We start from the raw sequence: 21,923 nt of genomic DNA, 5'->3' as shown, positions 1-21,923 counted from the left end.
AATGAGCGGTCACGCGTTAGCGAAAGGGTCGGTCACGATGTACCGAAACGGGCGGTCACGATGGGCCGAAATACGCATTGATGCGGGTGAACGTGGCGGCGAGACTATCAGTGGGCTTTGGGGGTTCACTACTGTGAAAGATGACAAGACGCCATAGGAGCCTGGGCCAAATCTTCGCCGCCTTCTGGCGGATGTACGGCTGGAGAAAATATACCATTCACCAGTAGTAATTGGTGCAGGCCGGCAAACAAGCGGGCGTTTTTGAGTCTACGAACGCTAGAGGCTCAACATTGAGGGCGTCACTCGAAGCGTGCCTTCGGAATATCTCCGCGTTTGTTTTGCAGATAGATCGAGTATGGCAGTACTACCGTGTCTGCCACGCCAGATAGGGCCAAGTCGAAAAGTATTAATGAAGCCGAAGGGTAGCCATCAAAGCCGACAGAATGACGGGGCTCTGCATCCAACGTGCAGTAATTCAGCGCGGCGCCGCTATAGATTCTTGGAATTGAGTCGCAATGTGAGTGCCATCGGGCAAGCTTGTTGCTCGCGATCGTGTCATCTCTGAAGACAGTGTTGAACGTCCCGCAACCCGCTAACAAGGTCGAAATTATTAGAATGCTCGCGAATTTCATTTATGGCGTCCGTGCTTGAGTTGATCATGATGTTCTGGGAAATACTTGGATATTCTGTACGATCCTCGATGGATTGACCACATCCTCATCGGCTTTGGCACTGGAAAGTCGTTCCGATGTCATCATCACCGCCCGCGTCATCTTGATGAATTCCTCATTTTTGTCGATGGTGTCCATCGCGCTTCGGACGTTGTCGGCAACGTCGGTTGATCCATGCTGCTCGGCCCTGTTCGCCAGTTCCAGGATGGCGGTCTCTAGGGCGAGCTGGTTTTCGTTGATCTTGAAGTAGAGGGAAGGGAGCAGGTCTGAGTATGGCATCGGGAATCCTCTGTAGAGATTTCAACGTAGCACCAGGGAATAGTGAAAGTTTGGGATGGTGTTCGTCGGCAGGACGTTGGGGAGGGAATGAAGACACGCGTGACTTTTGCGTGACTTTCTTACGCATTACGTTGCTAGCCATAGGACAACGCAGCCCATGGCTAGCACGCTTTCGTAGCTGCTTGGCGAAAGTGTCAGTTTTCTGCAGAAGCGGCCGATGACCGCGAACCGATGGACCGATGATGCATCAGGGATGAATTAGTGGCCGCTATCGAATAAGGAAGTATCTGGGTGTAAGCCTGCCCGAGTTGCTGGCTCAGGCGCTGCAAATCGTATCGCGTGGCCCGTTCCCGCGCGGCTTCTCCCATAGCAAGAATCTTTTGTGGTTCTCGGCATAGCTGGCGCAACTGATCGGCCACGGCCGCAATGTCTCCATATTCGAAGGTGAAGCCATTGATACCGTCGTCGATCAGCTCCGGCAACGCGCCCCAGCGGTAAGCCAAGACCGGGCGGCGAGCCGCCATGCCTTCCAGCAGGGTACGTCCAAAGGTTTCCTGGCAATGGGACAGGTTAAGCACGATGTTCGCCTGGGCAATCGCGGCCTGCGGGCTTGATGTGTAGGGCATCAGTCGCAAGTTGTCGGGCAGTTCACCGCGTGCTTGTGCCTGACGCAGCGCATCGACACTCGCGTTATCCGGCCCAATTAGCACAAGATGGAGATTCGGTGTATTGCAAGCCAGTTCATGGGCAAGTTTCAGCAAATCCTGCAAACCCTTCTTCGGCAGGTTACTGCTGATCAAGGCTGCGGTTATGCATTGTGGGTTGACAGGGTTGGGTAGGTCGAAGATTTCCGGGTCGATGATGTTGCCGACCACATGTGTCGCGCCGGGCTTGGAAACGTGCTGTGCTGTGAAGTCAGAGTTGGCCAATACATGATCAGCTCGCTCGAGTGCCTCGGCGACAATCAGGGCAGACGGCATGCCAATGCCTTCGCAGAGCTCGGCATCATGGGCAGGGGACTCGTGGATATGGAGGACGCCCGGTATGTTCGCCTGACGCGCCGCGAGCAGCGGCTCTCGCAGCATGATGGTGTTGGCGTGCACCAGATCCACCGCATGGGCGCGAATGAGCTCGCCAAAGCGCTCCACCGCGACTGGACAGGGCGCCGTATCGGCCCGCCAGGGCATTATTGGGATACACGCGACCAAAAGCGAGCGCGCCTGCAGTTCGCCAATATAGGCTGTATTGACCACGCTAGGCACGCTGACCAGAACATTCAGTTCCAGCGCGACACAGGCATCCAGCACATCCAGCAGGCAGCGCTCAGCGCCGAATAGTTGCTCATCGGCAGCATGAGCGCATAACAGCACAGTGGGTCGGCCGGGACGATGGGGTTGGTCCCCGGTCAAAGTGGGGTGGCCGGCTTCATAACCAAGCTGACGGCCGACCTTCATGTAATGCAGCAGTGGCGAAACGTCACCCTCACGAGCCTGCGAGCATTGCTTCAGATACCAGGCCGTATTGAAGTCGGGGCCCGGATCACGGCCCTCTGAAGCACCGTTAGCCAGATAGTGTTGCCAAGGATCGATGCCAGCGGCACGTACGTCCGGATAGCGTTGCAGGTACCAATCTGCTTGGAATAGAGCAGGTGGCGCTGCGTCGATGCTTGCCGAGAAAGCCGGAAGCGCCCTGGCTTCCTGGAGAGAGTCGATTACCTGGCAATCGTGCAGGCGATGAATATGAGGTACCTGGTCCAGAGGGTGGGCCAGCAGGTGACGACCGACGATCAAAACACGGCCTACATCCAATCGTTGCTCGGCCAACACCATGTCCACGCGCCCCTGTACCGCATGGCGGAGGAATGCCCGATCAATCGCGCCCGGGCGTCGATAATCGGGCCAGTGAAACAGAGCGACCCTTCCACCGCTCGCAAGCAGTCGATCCAGCACAGCCCTGGTGGTAGCCCCAGTCTGTGCATCGCTGCTCAGGTCACTAATCAGCAACCAGTCGTAGCTGGCAATGGCTAGTGCATTGCGCAACAGCGGCGCCGGGGCTGGAAATGCGCGTCTGGACGAAGAGGGGGGCAAGCATAGCTCGGCCGAGGTATCCGCCATGGCATGCCAGGTTTCAGCGAGCTCGCTATACAGTTGGCGAAGGCCAAAGAAAGTCGAGCGCAAATGTGTGGCCGACGCCATGGTCAGCGATTCGAGCAATTGCCTGGCAATCACCAGCGGTACACCTGGTTGCACATGAAGGATGGATTCGGCTCCATGGCAGCGCAGAAGACGCTGGCGCAGTTCATGGTCGGCCGCGACCCGGACTTCATCCCATCCACCGATCAGTCGCACGGCTTCACGACGCAACATTATCGTGGATACGCTCGGTTCGATCAGGCGGTCCGCGATACGCCAGCACTGAAAATGCAGACCAGTATCGGCTCTCACCCAATCAGCCAAGGTGCCGACAAGCTTTTTGTCCTGTAAAAAGGGGCCGGCCATGAGTTCCAGGCGTTGTGGGTGCGACCAATCATCACTGTCGTGGTTGGTCAACAACTCACCGGTTGCCTGTTGCAGTGCGGCATTGCGCGCGGCATAAGCGCCGCGATTCTGCGGCTGGCGCAGCAGTATGATCCGTGAGTCCTCCCGAGCGATGAGCGATACAAGCTCTACAGTGGCATCTGTACTGCAGTCATCGACCACAATGATTTCCAGATTGCTCCAGCTTTGCGCCAGCAGGCTGCGCAGGGCTGTCTCGATAAACGCCTCGGCATTGAATGCAGGCATGATCACGCTGATTTTCGGCTGGGCCTTGCGTGGCATGCGAGGTGTGCGCTCGACTTGCAGATTATCCAGGCTCAGCGGCGCATCAGGATTGCGCAGGGTCACGGGGATCAGATCGGCGGCCGCGAAGGCACGGTTGAGCCAGAGTAGACGCAGCGCCGCTTCCGGTTTTTCTTGCCCGAAACCGGTCGGCAGGTATGCGTTAGCCGCCGCCAGACACAGATCAGCCTGCATTCCGTGGCGATCTATAGCCTGTTGCAGGCACGCCTTGGCGAGAGCGTGGCGGTCATTGCGAAGTAGCACTTCAGCGCTCAGCAAAACCGGTCCAAGCTGCCCAAGGTACGGTGGAAGCTTCTCCGCCAGATTAGCGATGAAAGGCAGTGCACTTGACCATGCCGAGGCACTGGCATACCAGCGGGCTAATGCCCAGGAGGCATAGGCCCGCTCGTCAGCATCGTCAGTTTGCTGCCACCAGGCCTCCAATTCAGGCAGCGCCTGTCTTGCGAAACCTCCCCATAAGGCGTCCTCCAGTTGCCGCGCTTGCAGAAGACGAGGAAAGCGGCCTTCTGCGCAGCCGTGCTGTTCATAATGCTGTTGCGGATCAACGCCGGCAGCCGCGACATCCGGATAGGTCGCCAGGTACCACGCGGCATCAACAACATTCTGATCCGGGAGTTCGGGCAGTAACTCAGACATGGGCAGCCATTCGGCTTATCACGTTACGAGCGCGATGCAGGGTGTGCTCGGACTGCCCCATGGCTGCGAGGATCTCGCGATTGGCCAGGTAGTAGTTTTCCAGCTCTTCCTGAACCAAGTGCAGTTGCGCAAGCAGTAGTTCGTTTTCCTCGGTGAGGGACTGCGAGCCTGTGGCAATATCCGCCAGTTCCTTTCGCAGGCGAGCCTCCTCTTGCGCCAGCTTCTCGCGCGCCTGTTCCGCTCTGGTTGCAGCCGCCCGCGCAACCTCCAGCTCCTTGGTCGATTGCTGCTGGACCGCCATCGCCTGAGTCAGCTCTTGCATCTGAGTAGCGTGCTGTTCTTTGAGCGCAACGTTATCCAGATAGTGTTTCTCCAGTTCCTCTTGCACCTGATGCATTTGGGCGAGCAATAGCTCGCTTTCGTCCTTAAGGCTTTGCTCGGCAGCCAGCAGTTTATCTACCTCCTGACGCAAGCCCAGTACGGCCTGCTCGCTCTCGACAAGCTGCATGCTAGCCTCGTGCTGGGCATTGTCCGCTTGTGCCTGGATAGTTTTCAGCTCCTCGCCAGCGCCCTGTAATGCCTTATTGCTCTCACCAAGTTGCTGGGTAATGGTTGGTAGCTGCCTGGCGGCGTGGATCAGATCCAGTAACTCGCTCAGCCCTTCCTTAGGCGGTAAAACGCGATTGGAGCGGAACTCCGGTTCACCCTGAGGCAGCCAGGCTACGGCTTCCAACGCCTCATACAGCGTCCAACATTCGGGAGCCGTTTGTTCGAACAGGCCGGCTAGCACCGATGCCAACGGCGTAGCAGTGGCTATAGCTGATTGCTCATCATGGCACGACAAGCCAAGACGTTCAGCCAGAGGCTGCGCTGCAACCCGGTCGACGTTGACCAAAATGAGGCGCTGGCGAAGGTTGCGGCGCAACTGCAACACAGCACGTTGCTGTACCTGCCACTGCTGCAGCGCAGCCGCAGCGTTGGAGCTATCGCCCTCAGCCAGCCAGGCCCAGGGCGCGCGGTACAACCATACCCATTGGCGTGTGTGCTCCCCAGTGGCCATTTCTGCTTCAGCGATAAACAGCGAAGCAGGTTGCCAGTCCATTGCAAAAGCGCCGTCCAAGGGGGCACCTACACAGGCGAGGCAGGCCTGTTCATTCAGGCCCGAGATTAGGGTTTGCATCGATATCTCCATAGTTAAAACGGCGGCCATTGACGTTGGCGGCGCTCAGTCCTTGCCAAATAGGTCACGGGTGTAAACCTTGTCGCGTATATCGCTAATTTCACGGGTCAGCCTATTGGCAACCACCACATCGCAGCTTCGCTTGAAGACCTCGAGATCGCGCACCACCCGTGAGTTGAAAAAGGTTTCTTCCTCCAATACCGGCTCGTAGACCACAACTTCCACACCCTTCGCCTTGAGACGTTTCATGATGCCCTGAATGGACGAGGTGCGGAAATTGTCCGAACCGACCTTCATGATCAGCCGATAAATACCCACTCGCCGCGGTTGGCGCTTGAGTATGGATTCGGCGATGAAATCCTTGCGTGTGCTGTTGGAGTCGACAATGGCGCGGATCAGCGTTTGCGGTACATCGCTGTAGTTGGCCAACAGCTGCTTAGTGTCCTTGGGTAGGCAGTAGCCACCATAGCCGAAGGAGGGGTTGTTGTAATGGCTGCCGATGCGCGGGTCGAGGCCGACCCCCTCGATAATCTGCCGCGCATCCAGGCCGTGCGTTTCCGCATAGCTGTCAAGCTCGTTGAAATAGGCTACGCGCATGGCCAGATAGGTATTGGAGAACAGCTTGATTGCCTCAGCCTCGGTCGAGTCGGTGAACAGCATCGGCGCATCCTTCTTGATCGCCCCCTGCAGCATCAGCTCGGCGAACAGCTCGGCACGCTGGGAACGCTCGCCGATGACGATGCGCGACGGATACAGGTTGTCGTACAGCGCTCGGCCTTCGCGCAAAAACTCCGGCGAGTAGATGATATTGTCGCAACCGAACTCGCGGCGCATACGCTCGGTGAAGCCTACTGGCACCGTGGACTTGACCACGATAGTTGCCGCTGGATTGATCGCCAGCACATCGCGGATGACCGATTCGACCGAGCTTGTATCAAACCGACTGGTTTCAAAATCGTAGTCCGTCGGTGTGGCAATAATAACGAACTCTGCTCCGTGATAAGCTGCCTCACCGTTGAGAGTGGCGTGCAATTCGAGAGTCCTGGTAAGGAGAAAGTCTTCCAGTTCTTTATCAACGATAGGAGCACGGTGCTGGTTAATGGCTTCCACCTTCGCAGGGTCACAGTCCAGCGTGATTACCTGAGAATGCTGTGCCAGCAGAGCTGCATTGGCGAGGCCTACATAGCCCATTCCGACAACGGCAATTTTCATCGTGTCTTGGCCTTAGGCGAAGCCTTGGATGATTTCAGTCGGTTGACCTCAATCATGTCTTGCCACACCCGGCGAGGCTCGAAGTTCGAGGTGTCATTCGGTTTGTACAATCCCATGTCAATTAACCACTGCTTCCGGTTGCGTTTTGAATATTCGGTCCAGGTGGAGAACTCGGCTCGTAGCCTTGCTTATTATGCTGGACCACACCTCTGCTTTGTTCGCGCTCTTCGTCCGCGTGACATGCGTCATCTCAAACAGAGATGCAGTTGGGGTACCAGCGCTTCAAGGCGCTGGCCAACCTCTGTGCCGTTAGCTCGCTGGGCTGCACCCGCGACGGCCTGGCGTATCGCCGCATATCCCCAGGGTTTATGAGTGCGGATCAACAGCGATTGCTGAACGTCGGCCTTAGAGAACTCTTGATACAAGCTGGTATTGGGGGAAGGCAGTTCCTGCAACCAGTCATCTGGACGCGCGATGGCTATCATGGGAATGTTGCGCTGCTTGCAGAATACAGACAGATATAGGTCAGCCATGCCAGATTCTTGGAAATGTTGGATATCCAGCCCACGCAGCAGCGATGAGTGAAACGCAACAGTGCCAGTACCCAGGTTGTTCACCAGCGCATCATGCTCAAGTTCTCTCTTGAACATCAATACCTTGCGATACACGGAAAAATACCCCTGCGCCTCCTCCGGGAGCAGCACGCCATGCACGCCTATCACCGCCTCACGGCCATAGTGCTCGATTCGCCGGATCATGCTGGCGACATAATCAGGCGGATAGAGGATGTCGTCGTCTGCCGTGAAGTAATAGCAATCCCCGGGCTGCGCCGCGAACGCCAGGAACTTGCCATTGTCGCGGAGCCCTGGATAGTCGTGCGACAGGTAAACCTGGACCTGTGGATGACAGTCTCGGACAAAATCTGGTATCGACTCGTAGCGATCCAGATACACATGCAAGGCATCTACCTGGGGCGCCAGGCTGGCCAACGTCTGGCGCAACAGTTCGGCGCGCTCTGGAATAGAGCACAGGCTAGCTACCACCGGCTGCGTAGGATTGGTTAGGTAGCTCATGTCCGGCATTACCGGTATCAGGTCGCGAATGACCGGATAACGAAAAAAATCCCGGAAACGCTCTACACCAAGCTCATGGTGCTGACGAGTAAAGGCCTCTACATAGTGGGCGCGTGACGCTGATGGGGGGGGCTCGATCGTGCTGTCGACCGCTGGGTCGTTGGAGATCATGTCGGCGTATGGCGACCCCTCGCGCAAGGTGTTGTAGTACAGCGGCAGCTCCAGGTTGCGGACCTCCCTACCTTTATGAGCAACCCAAGCATTCAGCCGCTGAAAAAACTCCTCATCCGAGGCCTTGCTGGTGCAGTTAAAGAAGCCGACCTCATCGAATACCTGACGGCGCACGCCCAGAGTAATCAGGCCGAGCTTGCTAACCATGCCGTTAATAGGCAATACCTGTCCCGAAGGGAAAAGCACCCGCGAATACGCGCCGCGCACACAGACTACGTTCGGCTGCATCAAGTGCTGCATGCCCAGGCGGATGCGCTCGGGGTGGCAAAGGTCGTCGCCGTCCTGGAAGAAAATGAATTCACCGCGAGACAGCTGCAGAGCGTGGTTTTTGGCAAAGTAGGTACCAAGGTTGCTGTTGAGCCGACGGCAGCGTAGGTTGCCGACCGACTTCTGCAGGCGCTGTAGAATCGACCAAGTAGCATCCGTGCTCGCATCGTCTACTATTAGCAGCTCCAGATTCGACCAGTTCTGGCGCAATACCGATATCACCGCTTCCTCGATGGTGTCGGCGACATTGTGTGATGTCATCAGTACCGACACTAATGGCAGCTGTGTGCCATGCATGCCGGGCAAGCTCCGCATGGCCTCGGCCACTCTAAAATACAGATCCTCAAGCATCACCTTGCATCCGTTGGCTGCGTCAACACGGGGCGACGACAATTCGGTCGGCACAGGCGAGGATAGGGACATCACTGGCAAATCCCGTTCGGACAGGGGATCTAGCCCCAGCTTCCTGCGGGCCATGTTCAGCGTGATCAAGTAGAGGTGGGCTAGCTCAGGCTGTTCGGCCATGGCGCGCTGATACAAATCAGCGGCTAGCAGATATTGGCCTGAGAAGAAGGCTGTCTTGGCGTGGCTTATTAGCTGCATTTGGCTGAACTCAAGTTGGAGGGCGTTGTTTTCATGTGTGGTAAAGATCGAAAGTCTCTAGGGAACTTCGAACAGGTCATTCAAGCAGGGTGCCCTCCAATGATGACGCGGGCTCTGGCTGACTATCTGGTTAAAAAACAGAATTATTCTGAGTGTTGCCTAGGGCTTGTTGGAATTTCTCGCTAACCCGCTTACCGAAGCTCGCACACCGAAAAAACGCAAGCTAGCAATGCCCAATTGCTGCTCGGTGATGAGCTACCGTCGAGCAAGAAAAATTTTGCTCAGGGAGCCATTTTAATTAGCACAATTTAAGTATAACAGGGGAGCATATCTTGTACCGCATGCGAGTGGTTACTCCTAGCGATTTGCCCAAGGCGATGCTGGAGCACTGCGACTCGACGCTTGTGAAGCCGAAGCCATTGGCAAATGCCGACGACTGTTCAATGTGATTGCCACTCTGCCGCGACACTCACAAGCAGCCATTTTGTACTTGATTTTCTGTCACGGGGTTTGGGTCAGGTTGTGTTCCGGCTAATAGGTTGGCACGACAACCATAAGAGCAATTGCAGTCTCACTTAAGCGCCTTGCGCCCCACAGGGCTGAGCGATGGCTGCTTGAACATCGGGTGCAACAATCGCGACAGCTTATGGCGACCTTTTTTAAGAGGGAGATCGCGTCTCTAGGACGGTGTCCGTGCGTCACATTGCCGGTAGTTTTTGATAAATTAGCTTACCATGGCTGCTCAGATAGTCTGGATCATAGAGGTGGTCAGCTAGAGGGCCGACGGCTCCGGTGGCAAGTTCATTGGACTCTAGGAATTAGGAGACGTGTGAAAAATAATCTTGCGTGCGCCAGCCAAGCTAGCAAGACTATGGCTTAGATATTCGTAACGGCGAGTGCTGATCACCTTACCAGTAATTGTCATAAGGACTTTGCAAGTCATATCGTCAATGTCGCGCGATAATCTCGCTTACCACGGTTCGTGAAAGTTGCTGGCGCGTGCGTGGTAAATGTAAGTATTTTCATGCCGCCCAGCGAACAACTGGATACGGTGTTGATGGCGATTCCCGTACGAAAACACATTCTCAACGTTTACGGTTGCCGTCGTTAGGAAACCGAGCGGCCACTGCAGGCAAGCTCGATAAGAGATCCAAAAAAGCATGATCAGTCCCAGTGCGCTGGCCATGCTTTCAACCACCTAGTACCTCAATCGCCTGCCATTGCACCGTTTCGAAATCGTACTGAGTCGACCCGATTGGGATATTCTACAGCGGACACCGGCGAACTGGGTGATACAGTGTAGCGATACCACCGGTCCTTTGATGAATTTAATGCTTGACCGGTTGTTGGGAAGTCCGGTGATCCACTGTGATCAAACAAGGGGCCAGGTTGTGAAGGCGCCGGATCGGGACTCATCCAGCTAATCGTGGATATAGGTGCAAGCCGCCGGATTGAATCTTGTGCTGTTCGAATACACCGCCAGTCGTACGCAGGGTGTGCCGTTTAGCCTACTGGAAAGTTATCGCCACTTCGTGATGACTAATACCTACGCGGCTTGCCACTGTTTGGCGTTGCAGCCTAGTGTCGAGCGGTTGGCGTGCATCGCGCATGCACTACGCAGGTTTGTAAACGTGTAGACATGCAGCCAAAGGATAAGATCTGACGCGTCGATATCTCACCTGGCGATGATCTACAAAGTTTTAGGTACGACCGTGAGCTAAAAGAATTCAGCGATGAATAGCTTTTATCGGCAGTAAGTAGTAATGGCTCCCTATCCTGGGTCAGTTGAAAAGCTGGCTTGATAAAACGTTCGCATGTGGGACCACTAAGGGATTGGGTAAGTTTGTGAATTATTTGACCAGTGACTGGAGCTGATTCGTGCGTTACGTCGATGCCGGTTATTTCACTAACGACAAGTCCTAGGCAGAGTTCGTAATAAAACCGTTTGCTATCTGGCGCAAGGCATGCTCGTTGAGTAACACCCTAAAAGGTAAGATCTACGGCCAAGAACTCTCAAGGTGGCTGTGTCATTTACCGGCGCGGCTGCCGCAAGCATAGCCGCTGGAAGATTATAAAGCGCTGTTGCCGTGGGATAGCGCAACAGAGGTCCCACGGTAAACAAGTGCCTAATTTGTTGTGAATCGGTTACTTACCAACCCTAGCGGGCTCACTCTTCTCATGCGCCGCTTGAGGCCAGAGTCAAAGTGGACCTTGAGCACGGTGTAGACCAGTCGACCACAATGCAAATAAGTTTCATGTGGGCGTCTTTTCATTGTTGAGTTGTGTTCACTATAAGCCTGGTACTTCAAGAAGCCGAGGAGAGGGGAAGTCCATCCCATTGTTTTGGGTGTCAACGGTATTCGGGTATAAAGATTGCACTTTTCACCGCCTGATGAAAACACTGATCGTTAGGCCAAGCTATTGACCTTTGCATGATACGAACACGGCTGCTGATTGGACGAAAAATGTTCAATTAATACGAAGAAGTGACATGAAAGGCCGTCGCTCAGGGATGAAAACAAGTTAAGGACAGAAAATGTTTGAATCTGATCAGTCAGCGTTTTTTCAAGCTCTACGCCGAGTTGATCAAGAATACTGAATGTTTAGGGTTTTTCTAGCGAAAATTCAGATGTTGAGACGTAGGCGAACTGCTTAATTTTGTGAATGCCAGATACGCCGCTTAACTTTTTTCAGAGTAACTGCTAGTATCCTAAGAGTGCAGTCTGTTAGTCTAGGTAACTAAAGTTTGGGTAATCATCATTCTAATTGAAGTGGATATTGTGGGGCCCTTACGTGCTATTTGTCTGTCGTGTAGCAAGTCATATAAATGAGGAAAATAGTTTGAGGCTGAATTTAGAAGAGGTTTTAAGCATAAGCTCAACATCGGATGCGATTATAAGTACCGAGCAATGTATCGCTACCATTAGATCAATAGATAATGGAGATAAAATACTTTTTATTGAAATAAATCCTGATACAGAAGTTTTGATAGCGCATGCGCCAGTGCTCTCAAGTAAAAAGCTTGATTTAAAATACAGGTCGCCAAATGTAGATAATCGTTATGGCTATAATAAGCTTACTGGTTGGCAGTTATTAGCAGATTGCGAGCGCTACAGTTTTATATCTAGTAAGCAATATATTTATAGAGAATTGAAGGAGGGTGACTCAAAGCTTCTTGAGTTAATTGAGGAGCGGCCTCTGCAACACTTGCTCGCTGAGGGAGAGCTGAAAATATCTCGTACGGAGTATTCATCCAGTGTGTGCATAGTAATTAGCTCTCATGAATTGTTTGAAAGTGAAGAAAGTCTGGATGCTTATTTGTCAATGTACTATGGTGAGCTTTACGCAAATAATGCCGCCTGCAGTAGCTGGTACTTACCTTATGCTTTAAATACGAAGCTTGCAGAGTCAATAATTCCATATACGCCTGATGGTTATCAAGTTAGCGTTCATCACAGTTCAAAAAAAGAATTGCTACCTTTATTCAGAAAATATCATGATCGTTTTTTGTATAATCTTTTGGTTAATGCGGTTGTGACTGTTACCGAGCACCATCCTAAGGCTGATGGATTGTTTCTTACAACATTCACTTCTTCGTGGTTGTTTAAACGGTACGGGCTTTCTGCGCCATATATTGATACACGACTTAATGAGACATTTTCGAATGCATATGAAGATATAAGAAAAGAGATACCTTCATTGAGTGGGGTTGATATAAGCTTTAATTATGCGGAGTTTCTACTTAGGAAAGAAAAAGGCAACGGGGTTTATCGAACAAAAAATGGACTTTTCTTTCCGGATTATTTTGATCTTGATAGCAAGCACTTTACGCACACTTCCCTAAATCATCAATTGGGGATTGCTTCGTACTTCCTAAAAAAATATGAACAATCCAAAAAATGCATATATTTAGAAACTTATAAAAAGTTAGTGGATTTTATAAGGGATACTGCGCAAAATTGGATTGATAATTGTTCTGGGGATTTATTCTATGAGATAATAAAAGGGAGTGATGGTAGTTGGAAGTTTCAATCGAAAGATTATGTGTATGTGACCCTTAATGACTTGCTTAACGTTCTTAAGAATTACAGATCGTTATTCTTAAGTGATATACCTGAAATAGAGTTATTGATTAAGTCCAAGCTTAATTTTTTAGATGATAGCGGTTTTGGTATTTTTGATTCTTACGCACCAGCGCCATCTGGTGAGGGAATGATGAGTAAGGAAGTGGCAAAGAGGTTGCTTAAAGAAACCGGCATGGACAGGTTTTCAAAGAAAAATTATTTCAAAAAAGATGAACTGCACAACTATTCTTACAACTTTGAGCTAGCCTTGCCTCTACCGGTTTCTCGTGCAATTTCTCGCCTTCAGTTTATTGAATACTCTCAGGGCTCTATTCGTTTCAATGATCCTGCAGTTTTTCATTGGAGTTATGCTATCGAAATTTATAACGATATAGAAATGATTGGGCGAAGTGGGTATTTGTCTAATCCGCTATTCAAAACACCATTTAATAGCAATAAAATTACAAAGCTGAACATATTTATCAAAGATGAAGATTCAAATAGCAGGATAGCTAAAGTCACCTTAACTCCAGTAAATGATAGTGAAGTGCCTTGGCTTAACTAGCTCGTGCTAGTTTTAAATATGATTTAGACTGATTGGTTGCAGAAAGCTATTATGTGCTTTAGAGTTTAAATCAACTACCAAGCTGAAGATGGCCAACTCAATACGCATGAATAAATTTACGCTTAAACATTATTTCAATGATGTCATCGCAAGTGAAGATTTTCATATTGCAATCGATCATGCTGATTGCATAACAGATGAAGGTATATCAATTCCGCCATTAACAGGCTATGAGTTTGCTTGCTATATAAATTATAAAGAGAAAGCTATAATTGATCATAAATACTACCAGTTCATCAACATAATATTTGAACCAGATCTGGAAATTGTTTCCTTCGAGATTTTCGCAAGAAAAAATACCGGTGGAAGGCCGTGGCGTATCATCGGTCGCCCTGTTGAGCGCTTCATAACACTGGAAAACGGCACCACCATCCCTTACAAATTGACTGAAGGGCAAAGTAAAGATCTCGTTATTTATTTTGACTATAGCCGCCTAGTCTCCAAAGTGATGCTTCATGAAGAGTACTGTCCTAGCTTTGGGTTTAAAACTGATAAAAACGTTCTCGTTTTATCCAATAATTTTGGATACTGGGGTACTGCATCTTTATTCGACTCGAATGGAAAATTTATTGTCCCGGGTATATTGAAATTCATAAGCAAAACAATTGAGGAGTTGGGGTGTGAGCGCGTGTTCTTGGTTGGAGCATCTCAAGGCGGTGTCTCTGCCCTTGTATATGGAAGTCTTATTGAAAAATGCACAGAGATTTTTTCCTGTGTTCCTATGCCGATAAACAAAAAAGTAATGCTGAAGCATATGTCGCATACAATTAACTCTGACGACATATGGTTTTCTTCAAAGCTTTTTACGGACTGTTTGTCGCGCCGCAATGTTAATCTTTATTCCACCGTTGGTGATCCCATTTGGGAGTATCATAAGAAACTGGCTGAGATAGGGGGAGATAACATTCGATTCGCCCTGTGCCAAGATTCAAATGTCGGGCACGAGAAATGTCTAAAATATTTCATCAAGGAAATATATCAACGCATAGAGAGTTTATAGTTCCCTATAGTCCGGTCGGGATGATAATCAAAACTATGATACGGCATCGCTCAAGTCAAGTATAGGTTTTTGGCCTGCGCGATTACTAACAATGGGCTGTGATTCTCTAAGTATGCGGGCCATAAGTCCTCAGTAGCTAAACGTCGATGCTGTGCTCCTGAGTTCTCTCCGGAGCCAGCACATCATACTACCAACCGACACCCAACTCGAAAACCGCCCAATCCAGAAACACCGGCTAGCATTTTGCAGCTATCAAACCAGTGTAATACGATTCTTCGTGGATGTGGAATTGGTATGGAGCTTACTACAAAACGATTATGCGAAAAGTCTTCATCAACTTTGAGTTGAAGCTGCAAGGCTCGTCGGAGGAGAAAGGCATTTTGGCGCACAAACGTGTCAGGAGAACTGGCTCATTCGGACGCTGAGAGAATCTCCATTGTATTCGCGACCGGTTCTAAGCAATGAGCTCGACTAGAAACCAGGGCGTATAAATTGAGAAACTCAGCCTCGGTACTTCGAGAGCATGAAGTTTAAACATCGATGGCCACAGTGCGGCGGCTTATTATCTTTAGTCAAAGCGTCTGGAGTCCGAGCGATTTAAACCTTTGCGGATGCAGTCGACGAGGGCATTGTGTTGAGTGTCCGGGAATAGAACTGATTGCTCGACAGTTTTGACATTTGGCACAACTGCCAGGATTAGGTTTTACTCCAACTTCATCACCTGACAGGTATTATCCATGACATGATTTCGATGCCTGTATGTTTACCGAAGATCCAACTCTTCAAGTCCATATGCTTGACGTGTTCGACGCGCTCGCTCGGCAGTAGGTGGTAGGTCACGCATACCGAACACATATTGTTGACCTTTTAGAACAGAACAAGCTGCTGCTTGACCGTTTGATCGATTATAAATCGGAACAAACGGTCGAGCAAATGACGACACAATTGACGTTATTCAACGAGCTGGTGAGCGAATCGTCAAGGTAAGGCAATAATCAGTATGCACAGAGAAAAGCTGGGAGCAATAAGATTGTTTCATTGACTTGACCGATCAAACCATTTGTTTACGCGATTTCCAGGAAGAGATCTTTTACAGATTGAGAAAATATATCAATGTTGTAACTGGCTTGCACGAGGGCGCGACCATCCTCAGATTCGGACTTTATGGAATCTGGTGATTTGCTGAGATCTAAAATTTTCTCTACGATTTCGCTGACTTCCTTACAAATGGATTTTTCCGGCCATATGTATTCTGCACCAGGCCAATACCGTATTATTGATACAGCTCCCCCGGCAAATCCATCTGCTATGGCAAGGTGAAAGCTTTCAGGGCCAGGAAATCCAAAGTCTGTTTCACTCACTGAAAGCACGTAGCCGACACGCTCGTTCTCAAGTGCAGTGGTAATATCGGCATGTCCAAGGAACTGTATGGAGTTGTTTAATTGATTTTCTGAAATTAGCTTGCTGCAGGATGTAAAGTAGCTCATCTCCGACACGTCTTTCGCGATCCAGTTCAACTCTTCTGGGCGTTTACCGAATACTTTTAAGTTGAAGCGTGCATCTCGCTCACGGAGTTTTGCCAGAATTTCCAGTGCGGTTATAAATCCTTTTCTTGATGGTAAAATACCAATAATACCTAAAGTGAAACGTCGATCGTCATGCCATGAACGTCCATATTGCTCAGTTCGAACATAGTTATGAATTAATCTAGCTTTTTTTCTTGGGATATTGGGGTATCGTTCAAGAAGGCGCTCAAAGAAAAAGGTCGAAACTGCTATCACAGCATCGACTGATTCCATCTTCAATCGTTCACCATGCGTTCTTCCAAGTTCCATGCGGTGCATGCGTATTACTAGGCGTTGATTTGGCTTTTTATGCTTCGAATACCATTCCGCATTTCCAAGCAACCACTCGCACCAGATATATTCTGCCCATTCAAGGTGTTCAAGGCTAGTGGCTTCATCATGGGCTTCATGCCCTTTCCACTGATCGATACGTATATCAAAGTATGCGTCAAGCTCTGAAATCGCATCAGCGATAAATTTTAAATCATAGCCAGCAATAAGCAGGCGAGGTCGAATTAGCGAGGAAAAAGTTAGGAAGTCCCCTGCTCTTGTAGCAGCAAGAACATCTTTTAAACGCTGCGTGTAATTGAAGTTCTGAATCAGCAACCAATAACGGTTGACGAATCTGGCTAGGCCCTTGAAAGTTTCATCGTCTATATCGCCACGATTACGAAAAAGGAGAGACTCCAGAGCAACACGCAAACCGACATGGAGTCTTTTCGTGATGTAATTGACTCCGGCTGGCTTCATGATTTCCTGTACAGTTTCCCAGACCTCCAGGTGATCTCGTAGTTCACGGCGCCCATAACGCTGAGTACTTGCTGGTGTGAGTGATGGCAGCTTGTAGTAAATATAAGCTGGTGCTGTAAGGTATTCGATTCGCTCTGAGTTAGACAGGACCTTAGCAAGAAAAACAGTGTCCTCCCCCATGCGTAAATGTTCAGGCCAGTAAATGTTGTTTCTTAAAAGAAGATCTTTTCGAATAAAACTGTCTACTGTGGTGCTTTGCCCAGAAATAATCATCTCTCTGCGCTGTTGTGGCGTAAGGTTTTCGTTCCAGTGAGAAAGCCTGTTCATCACCTTGCGCTGTTTTCCATCCTCAGCAATCAACTCAGAACGAACAAGGTCGGCGCCGGTATTTTCGGCAAGTTTATATAGCTCTTTTAGAGCAGCTGGAATTATTTCATCGTCACAGTCCAAGAAATAAATATATTTCCCTTTGGCTTCTTTGATTCCTCTATTGCGTGGTCTTGATGGAGATCCACTGTTTTTTTCAAGGCAAAATACACGCCAATTTAGTTCTTTTTCACTCTCTTTTTTTATAAGTTCATATGTGCCGTCAGTTGAACAGTCATCGATGAAAATAGCTTCGAACTTATTGCCTTGAAACTCGATTTTTCTAAGAGAAGAAAGGCATCGCCCAATTTTGTCTGCGGCATTGAAGCATGGTATGACTATCGAAATATTTATGGAGGTGCTCATACATAATACCCATACTTGCTTTCATTTCTACTTGTCAGCCATGTGCCAAAACTATTAGCTGGATTGATTGTCATGGCCCCTTCTGCTATCGGAAGGATGCAGTATTTTTTACTGCTGTCATTGGTTAGTACAATAGGGTGTTCTTGCATGTACTGAAGATGTAGGAGGCTGTCTTTAATATGATCCGGGTTTGCAAGGTGGCTTTCATTTATTTCGATAAAGTGCGTTGTTTCAATTGGCTGATAGCGGTCTGGCATTGCGTAGAGTGAAGCATGACTGAAGGAGGTGACGGTTACACCAAAGCGATTGAACTCCTTATAAAAACTGCCGATTTCGAGTTCGGGCATGTCTTTGGAGGCAACTAGCAACAACTTTGAATCATTCAGTGATGCGCCATGCTGTTGAAACCATGCAATGGCTGACAAGGCGTCTGCACGCTTTGTGATTTTTGCGACAAACGTCAATGTGTTATCTCGCTTTGCATAACGGATTCCAATTTTTGTTAATATGCTATGCCAGCGTTGGGTATAAGTATGTTCACTCAGTGCCTTTTTAAGAGCCCTTGCACGAATATCGTCGACCTCGTCCTTCGAGATCGTGCGCAGCCGGTCTGGTTCTTTATCTGGGTAGATTATCAAGTCGCCAAACATTTCCCTTGTTCCCGCGGAATCATTTGAGATGACGAGCGTGTTAGAGGACATCAACTCAAAAACTCGGCGAGCAAACATTGTTGGCGAGTTTGTGACAGTGTTGAAATTTAAGCCGAATAAGCCAGATTTATAGACTTTTGGCATTTCATTGTGAGGCTTAGATGGAAGCAAGAAATTTTCGTATTTTTCCGGCCATTTATGCAGCGGGTCTGAGTCGCCATAGTAGCGATCATAGATTTCAAGTTTAAAACCGTCAGCCACGATGCTGTCGAGTATATCCGACATGTCCATGCTACGTTTTTTGTGATTGGCGTACCAACTACCGGCAAAGACTACATTGCTTGAGCGATGTCCGATTTCAATTGGATTAAATAACTTTGGATTGGTGGCAAACGGTAATGCAAATGCATTTTTAACATTGTAGTTGTTTTTGTAGCTATCCACACATTCAGCTGCGGTAGTGAATACAAAGTCGAATTCTTGAGCTGTTTTTACAAAATCGTGCACTTTATCAGTGTGGTGAGTTGGATCTTCTTTATTCCAGAAAATAGTCGGAATGCCTTTTGATCGGCAATGCTTGAGGATAGAAAGTAATGCGGTTCGGTTTTCTTTTGCAAAGTTTTTGCTCGCGTAAACTCTTCCCTTCCAAGGGCGTTGCTTGGCATCAGGCCCTGACCATGCTGACTCGCAGAAAAATATATCAGGCTGATGTTTCTCAAATAGCTCCTGCCAATTATCTGGCTCAATTGCAATTGCTTGAAATTCATCTGAAAAGCTATTTGTTGTGAATTCGTCGGCAATTAGTGCGACTTTGAATTGGTCGGCATAGAGGAGGCCATTGGAGTCATGAGTTGCTCGGGGAGTGCCAGGCTTGTTTAATATTCCTTGTTTGGCGTCGCAGCGTTTTTTGCATAACGCTATGTTGGCTGCAAAAAATTTGTGTCCGACGAGGTCCCCAGCTTTTTGATAAAGCACCAATGCGTAAGGGTAGTTTTTTTCAGCGAAAGCTTTTTTTGCTTGACTTACAAGACTCATAAATCTTCCCTGCTTATGCGAGCAAGCCGACGGCATCAACAATTGGACCGTGCTGACAAATACTGTCCAATTCTTCAATAAAAAGTCGATGTTTGACCAGAATGCACGCGACATCGGCTGTCTCCAGCGCTTCAGTCAGAGTATTCAGGGTCAGGTTAGGCCGCTTGAGTCCTTGATCCAGACTTTCGATATTGGGTTCCACCGCCATTACCTGGCAGCCCAGATCCGCCACCTTGCGCGTGATGGCCACGGCAGGGCTTTCACGCAGGTCGTCGATATCCGGCTTGAATGCCAGACCCAGGCAAGCCACTCTCACATCTGCCATGGTCATGCCCGGCTTGGCTGCCAGGGTGTCGGTAATGGCAGCCTTGATCTGGTTGAGTACCCATTCTGGCTTGAAGTCGTTGACCTCGCGAGCGGTGCGGATGATGCGGGCTTCATCCGGCGCGGTGTCGACGATGAACCATGGATCGACGGCGATGCAGTGTCCGCCAACACCAGCACCCGGTTGCAGGATATTGACCCGGGGGTGATGGTTGGCTAGGGAGATCAGTTCCCAAACGTTGATGTCGAGCCTCCCACAGATCATTGACAGTTCGTTGGCGAAGGCGATGTTGACGTCACGGAAGCTGTTTTCCGTTAGTTTGCACATTTCGGCAGTGCGGGCGTTGGTGACGATGCACTCACCCTCGACAAAGGTTTTGTAGAGTGCCACCGCCATTTCACTGGCCTTGCGTGTCATGCCGCCGATCACGCGGTCGTTGCTCACCAGCTCGTGTACTACCTTGCCCGGCAGTACCCGCTCTGGACAGTGGGCGACTTGCACGTCGGCTTCTTCGCCGGCCTGCTGAGGAAAGCTCAGGTCCGGGCGGGCCTCGGCCAGCCAGGCGGCCATCTGCTCGGTGGCGCCAACCGGGGAGGTGGATTCGAGAATCACTAGGTTGCCCTTGGTGAGCACGGGCGCAATAGCCTTGGCTGCGGACTCGATATAGCTCAGATCCGGCTCGTGACCATCCTTGAATGGAGTCGGTACCGCTATCAGGAAGGCATCGGCCGGCTCGGGAGTCAGGGTGGCGCGCAGGTAGCCTTCGGTGACGGCTGCGTGTACCAGCATGTCCAGTTCAGGCTCGACGATATGAATCCTCCCACTGTTGATGGTGTTGACAGCAAGTTCGGAAACATCGACGCCAATGACCTTGATCTTGCGTGAGGCGAACAGGGTGGCAGTAGGCAGGCCGATGTAGCCTAGGCCGATCATGGAGATGGTTTGGAAGGATATGGATTGGCGGGGCATGTCTGTTCCTGACAATTAGTGTCGCATTCCTGGCGCTGATTCACCGCGAGGCATGTCGGTTTTAAGTTTTACTGCAGATATCGTGGTGGGTGTGGCTGGGCTTTATTTGCCCAGCAAGGTGTCGATAATGCGCTGGCAGGCCCGACCATCACCGTAGGGGTTATGGGCAAAACTCATGGTCTTGTAGGCCTCTGGGTCCAGCAGTAGGTGATTCAGTGCACGGACGATATTGGCTGTGTCGCTGCCCACCAGCTTGACCGTTCCAGCCGCGACCGCTTCTGGACGTTCGGTGGTGTCGCGCATCACCAGAACCGGTTTACCCAGCGACGGCGCTTCTTCCTGGATACCGCCGGAGTCGGTGAGGATGATGTGCGCGCGGCTCATCATGTGGACAAAGGGCAGGTAGTCGAGAGGTTCAATCAAGTAGATATTGCCGATACCAGAGAGCAAGCGGTTGACCGGCTCGCGCACGTTGGGGTTCAGGTGTACCGGATAGACGATGTCGACTTTCGGATGTTGCTGGGCGACTTCCATCAGTGCCTGGCAAATGCGTTCGAAACCGCCGCCGAAGCTTTCCCTGCGGTGGCCGGTGACCAGAATAAGTTTGCGAGCAGGGTCCAGGAACGCTCCAGGCTCGGCCGCTTTGGCAAATAGCTCCTGATCCACATCCAGCCGCTTCATTACGTCGAGCAATGCATCGATGACGGTATTTCCAGTGACAATGATGCGGTCAGCAGCGATGCCTTCTTTAAGCAGGTTGTCTCGGGAGTTGGTGGTGGGGGCAAAATGCAGCTGTGCCAACGCGCCGGTCAGCTTGCGGTTCCCTTCTTCTGGCCAGGGAGAATAGAGGTTACCGGTACGAAGCCCAGCCTCGACATGAGCAACCGGGATTTGCTGATAGTAAGCAGCCAGACTAGTAGCAAAAGTGGTTGCGGTATCGCCATGCACCAGAACCATGTCTGGCTTGAAATCGCTAAAGACGTTTTTCATGCCTTGCAGGATTGCCGTGCTGACATCGGTCAGATCCTGGCCGGGCTTCATGATGTTGAGGTCGAACTCCGGCTGGATGTCGAACAGATCGAGTACCTGGTCAAGCATTTCGCGGTGCTGGCCAGTGACACAGACTTTCGCATCGAAGCGCTCGTCTGCGGCGAGGGCTAGTGCGAGTGGGGCCATTTTGATTGCTTCGGGACGGGTGCCGAATACGGTAAGAATT

General features: G+C 50.4%; 11 protein-coding genes and 2 pseudogenes. 3 read left to right on the top strand and 10 right to left on the bottom strand.

Going from position 1 to position 21,923, the window contains the following annotated elements:
* Positions 1-299 precede the first annotated feature (299 nt).
* From AC3WWR_RS22755 to AC3WWR_RS22730, 6 genes and pseudogenes are all read right to left on the bottom strand, one after another.
* Positions 300-632, bottom strand: a complete 333-nt coding sequence (locus tag AC3WWR_RS22755; protein WP_492599091.1) for a YceK/YidQ family lipoprotein — start codon at positions 630-632, stop codon at positions 300-302.
* Between the two features lie 111 nt (positions 633-743).
* Positions 744-950, bottom strand: a pseudogene (locus tag AC3WWR_RS22750) (hypothetical protein); the annotation flags it as partial.
* Positions 951-1,144: 194 nt separating this feature from the next.
* Positions 1,145-4,426 (bottom strand): glycosyltransferase, encoded by a 3,282-nt coding sequence (locus tag AC3WWR_RS22745; RefSeq protein WP_492599090.1) that lies wholly within the window; start codon positions 4,424-4,426, stop codon positions 1,145-1,147.
* Positions 4,419-5,636, bottom strand: a complete 1,218-nt coding sequence (locus AC3WWR_RS22740) for a hypothetical protein (protein ID WP_492599089.1) — start codon at positions 5,634-5,636, stop codon at positions 4,419-4,421. The genes AC3WWR_RS22745 and AC3WWR_RS22740 overlap by 8 nt, the downstream gene beginning before the upstream one ends.
* Before the next feature lie 15 nt (positions 5,637-5,651).
* Complete coding sequence (locus AC3WWR_RS22735) at positions 5,652-6,818, bottom strand: nucleotide sugar dehydrogenase (RefSeq protein ID WP_492599088.1); 1,167 nt, start codon at positions 6,816-6,818, stop codon at positions 5,652-5,654.
* A gap of 245 nt (positions 6,819-7,063) precedes the next feature.
* On the bottom strand, positions 7,064-8,992 hold the full coding sequence (locus tag AC3WWR_RS22730; protein WP_492599087.1) for a glycosyltransferase family 2 protein: 1,929 nt from the start codon (positions 8,990-8,992) through the stop codon (positions 7,064-7,066).
* A 1,214-nt stretch (positions 8,993-10,206) separates the two neighbouring features.
* Here AC3WWR_RS22730 and AC3WWR_RS22725 point away from each other — a divergent pair.
* From AC3WWR_RS22725 to AC3WWR_RS22715, 3 genes and pseudogenes are all read left to right on the top strand, one after another.
* Positions 10,207-10,629 (top strand): annotated as a pseudogene (locus AC3WWR_RS22725) (IS66 family transposase).
* Positions 10,630-11,833: 1,204 nt separating this feature from the next.
* A complete protein-coding gene (locus AC3WWR_RS22720; protein WP_492599086.1) occupies positions 11,834-13,621 on the top strand; it encodes a hypothetical protein in 1,788 nt (595 codons plus the stop codon).
* An 88-nt stretch (positions 13,622-13,709) separates the two neighbouring features.
* Positions 13,710-14,681 carry a hypothetical protein gene (locus tag AC3WWR_RS22715; protein ID WP_492599085.1) on the top strand — a complete coding sequence of 324 codons (972 nt, stop codon included), beginning with the start codon at positions 13,710-13,712 and terminating at the stop codon, positions 14,679-14,681.
* 1,064 nt (positions 14,682-15,745) lie between these two features.
* Here the strand turns inward: AC3WWR_RS22715 and AC3WWR_RS22710 are convergent.
* From AC3WWR_RS22710 to wecB, 4 genes are all read right to left on the bottom strand, one after another.
* Positions 15,746-17,728: a glycosyltransferase gene (locus AC3WWR_RS22710; protein WP_492599084.1), complete on the bottom strand. Its 1,983-nt coding sequence runs from the start codon at positions 17,726-17,728 to the stop codon at positions 15,746-15,748.
* On the bottom strand, positions 17,725-19,413 hold the full coding sequence (locus AC3WWR_RS22705; RefSeq protein WP_492599083.1) for a CgeB family protein: 1,689 nt from the start codon (positions 19,411-19,413) through the stop codon (positions 17,725-17,727). Before AC3WWR_RS22705 ends, AC3WWR_RS22710 begins: the two co-directional genes overlap by 4 nt.
* 13 nt (positions 19,414-19,426) lie before the next feature.
* Complete coding sequence (gene wecC, locus AC3WWR_RS22700) at positions 19,427-20,692, bottom strand: UDP-N-acetyl-D-mannosamine dehydrogenase (RefSeq protein ID WP_492599094.1); 1,266 nt, start codon at positions 20,690-20,692, stop codon at positions 19,427-19,429.
* Between the two features lie 117 nt (positions 20,693-20,809).
* Complete coding sequence (gene wecB / locus AC3WWR_RS22695) at positions 20,810-21,883, bottom strand: non-hydrolyzing UDP-N-acetylglucosamine 2-epimerase (RefSeq protein WP_492599093.1); 1,074 nt, start codon at positions 21,881-21,883, stop codon at positions 20,810-20,812.
* Positions 21,884-21,923 lie beyond the last annotated feature (40 nt).

The sequence above is a fragment of the Pseudomonas sp. EB271-G4-1 genome, assembly GCF_058791355.1.
The sequence above is the reverse complement of the archived record's forward strand: the minus strand, read 5'-3'. Positions and strand labels throughout refer to the sequence as shown.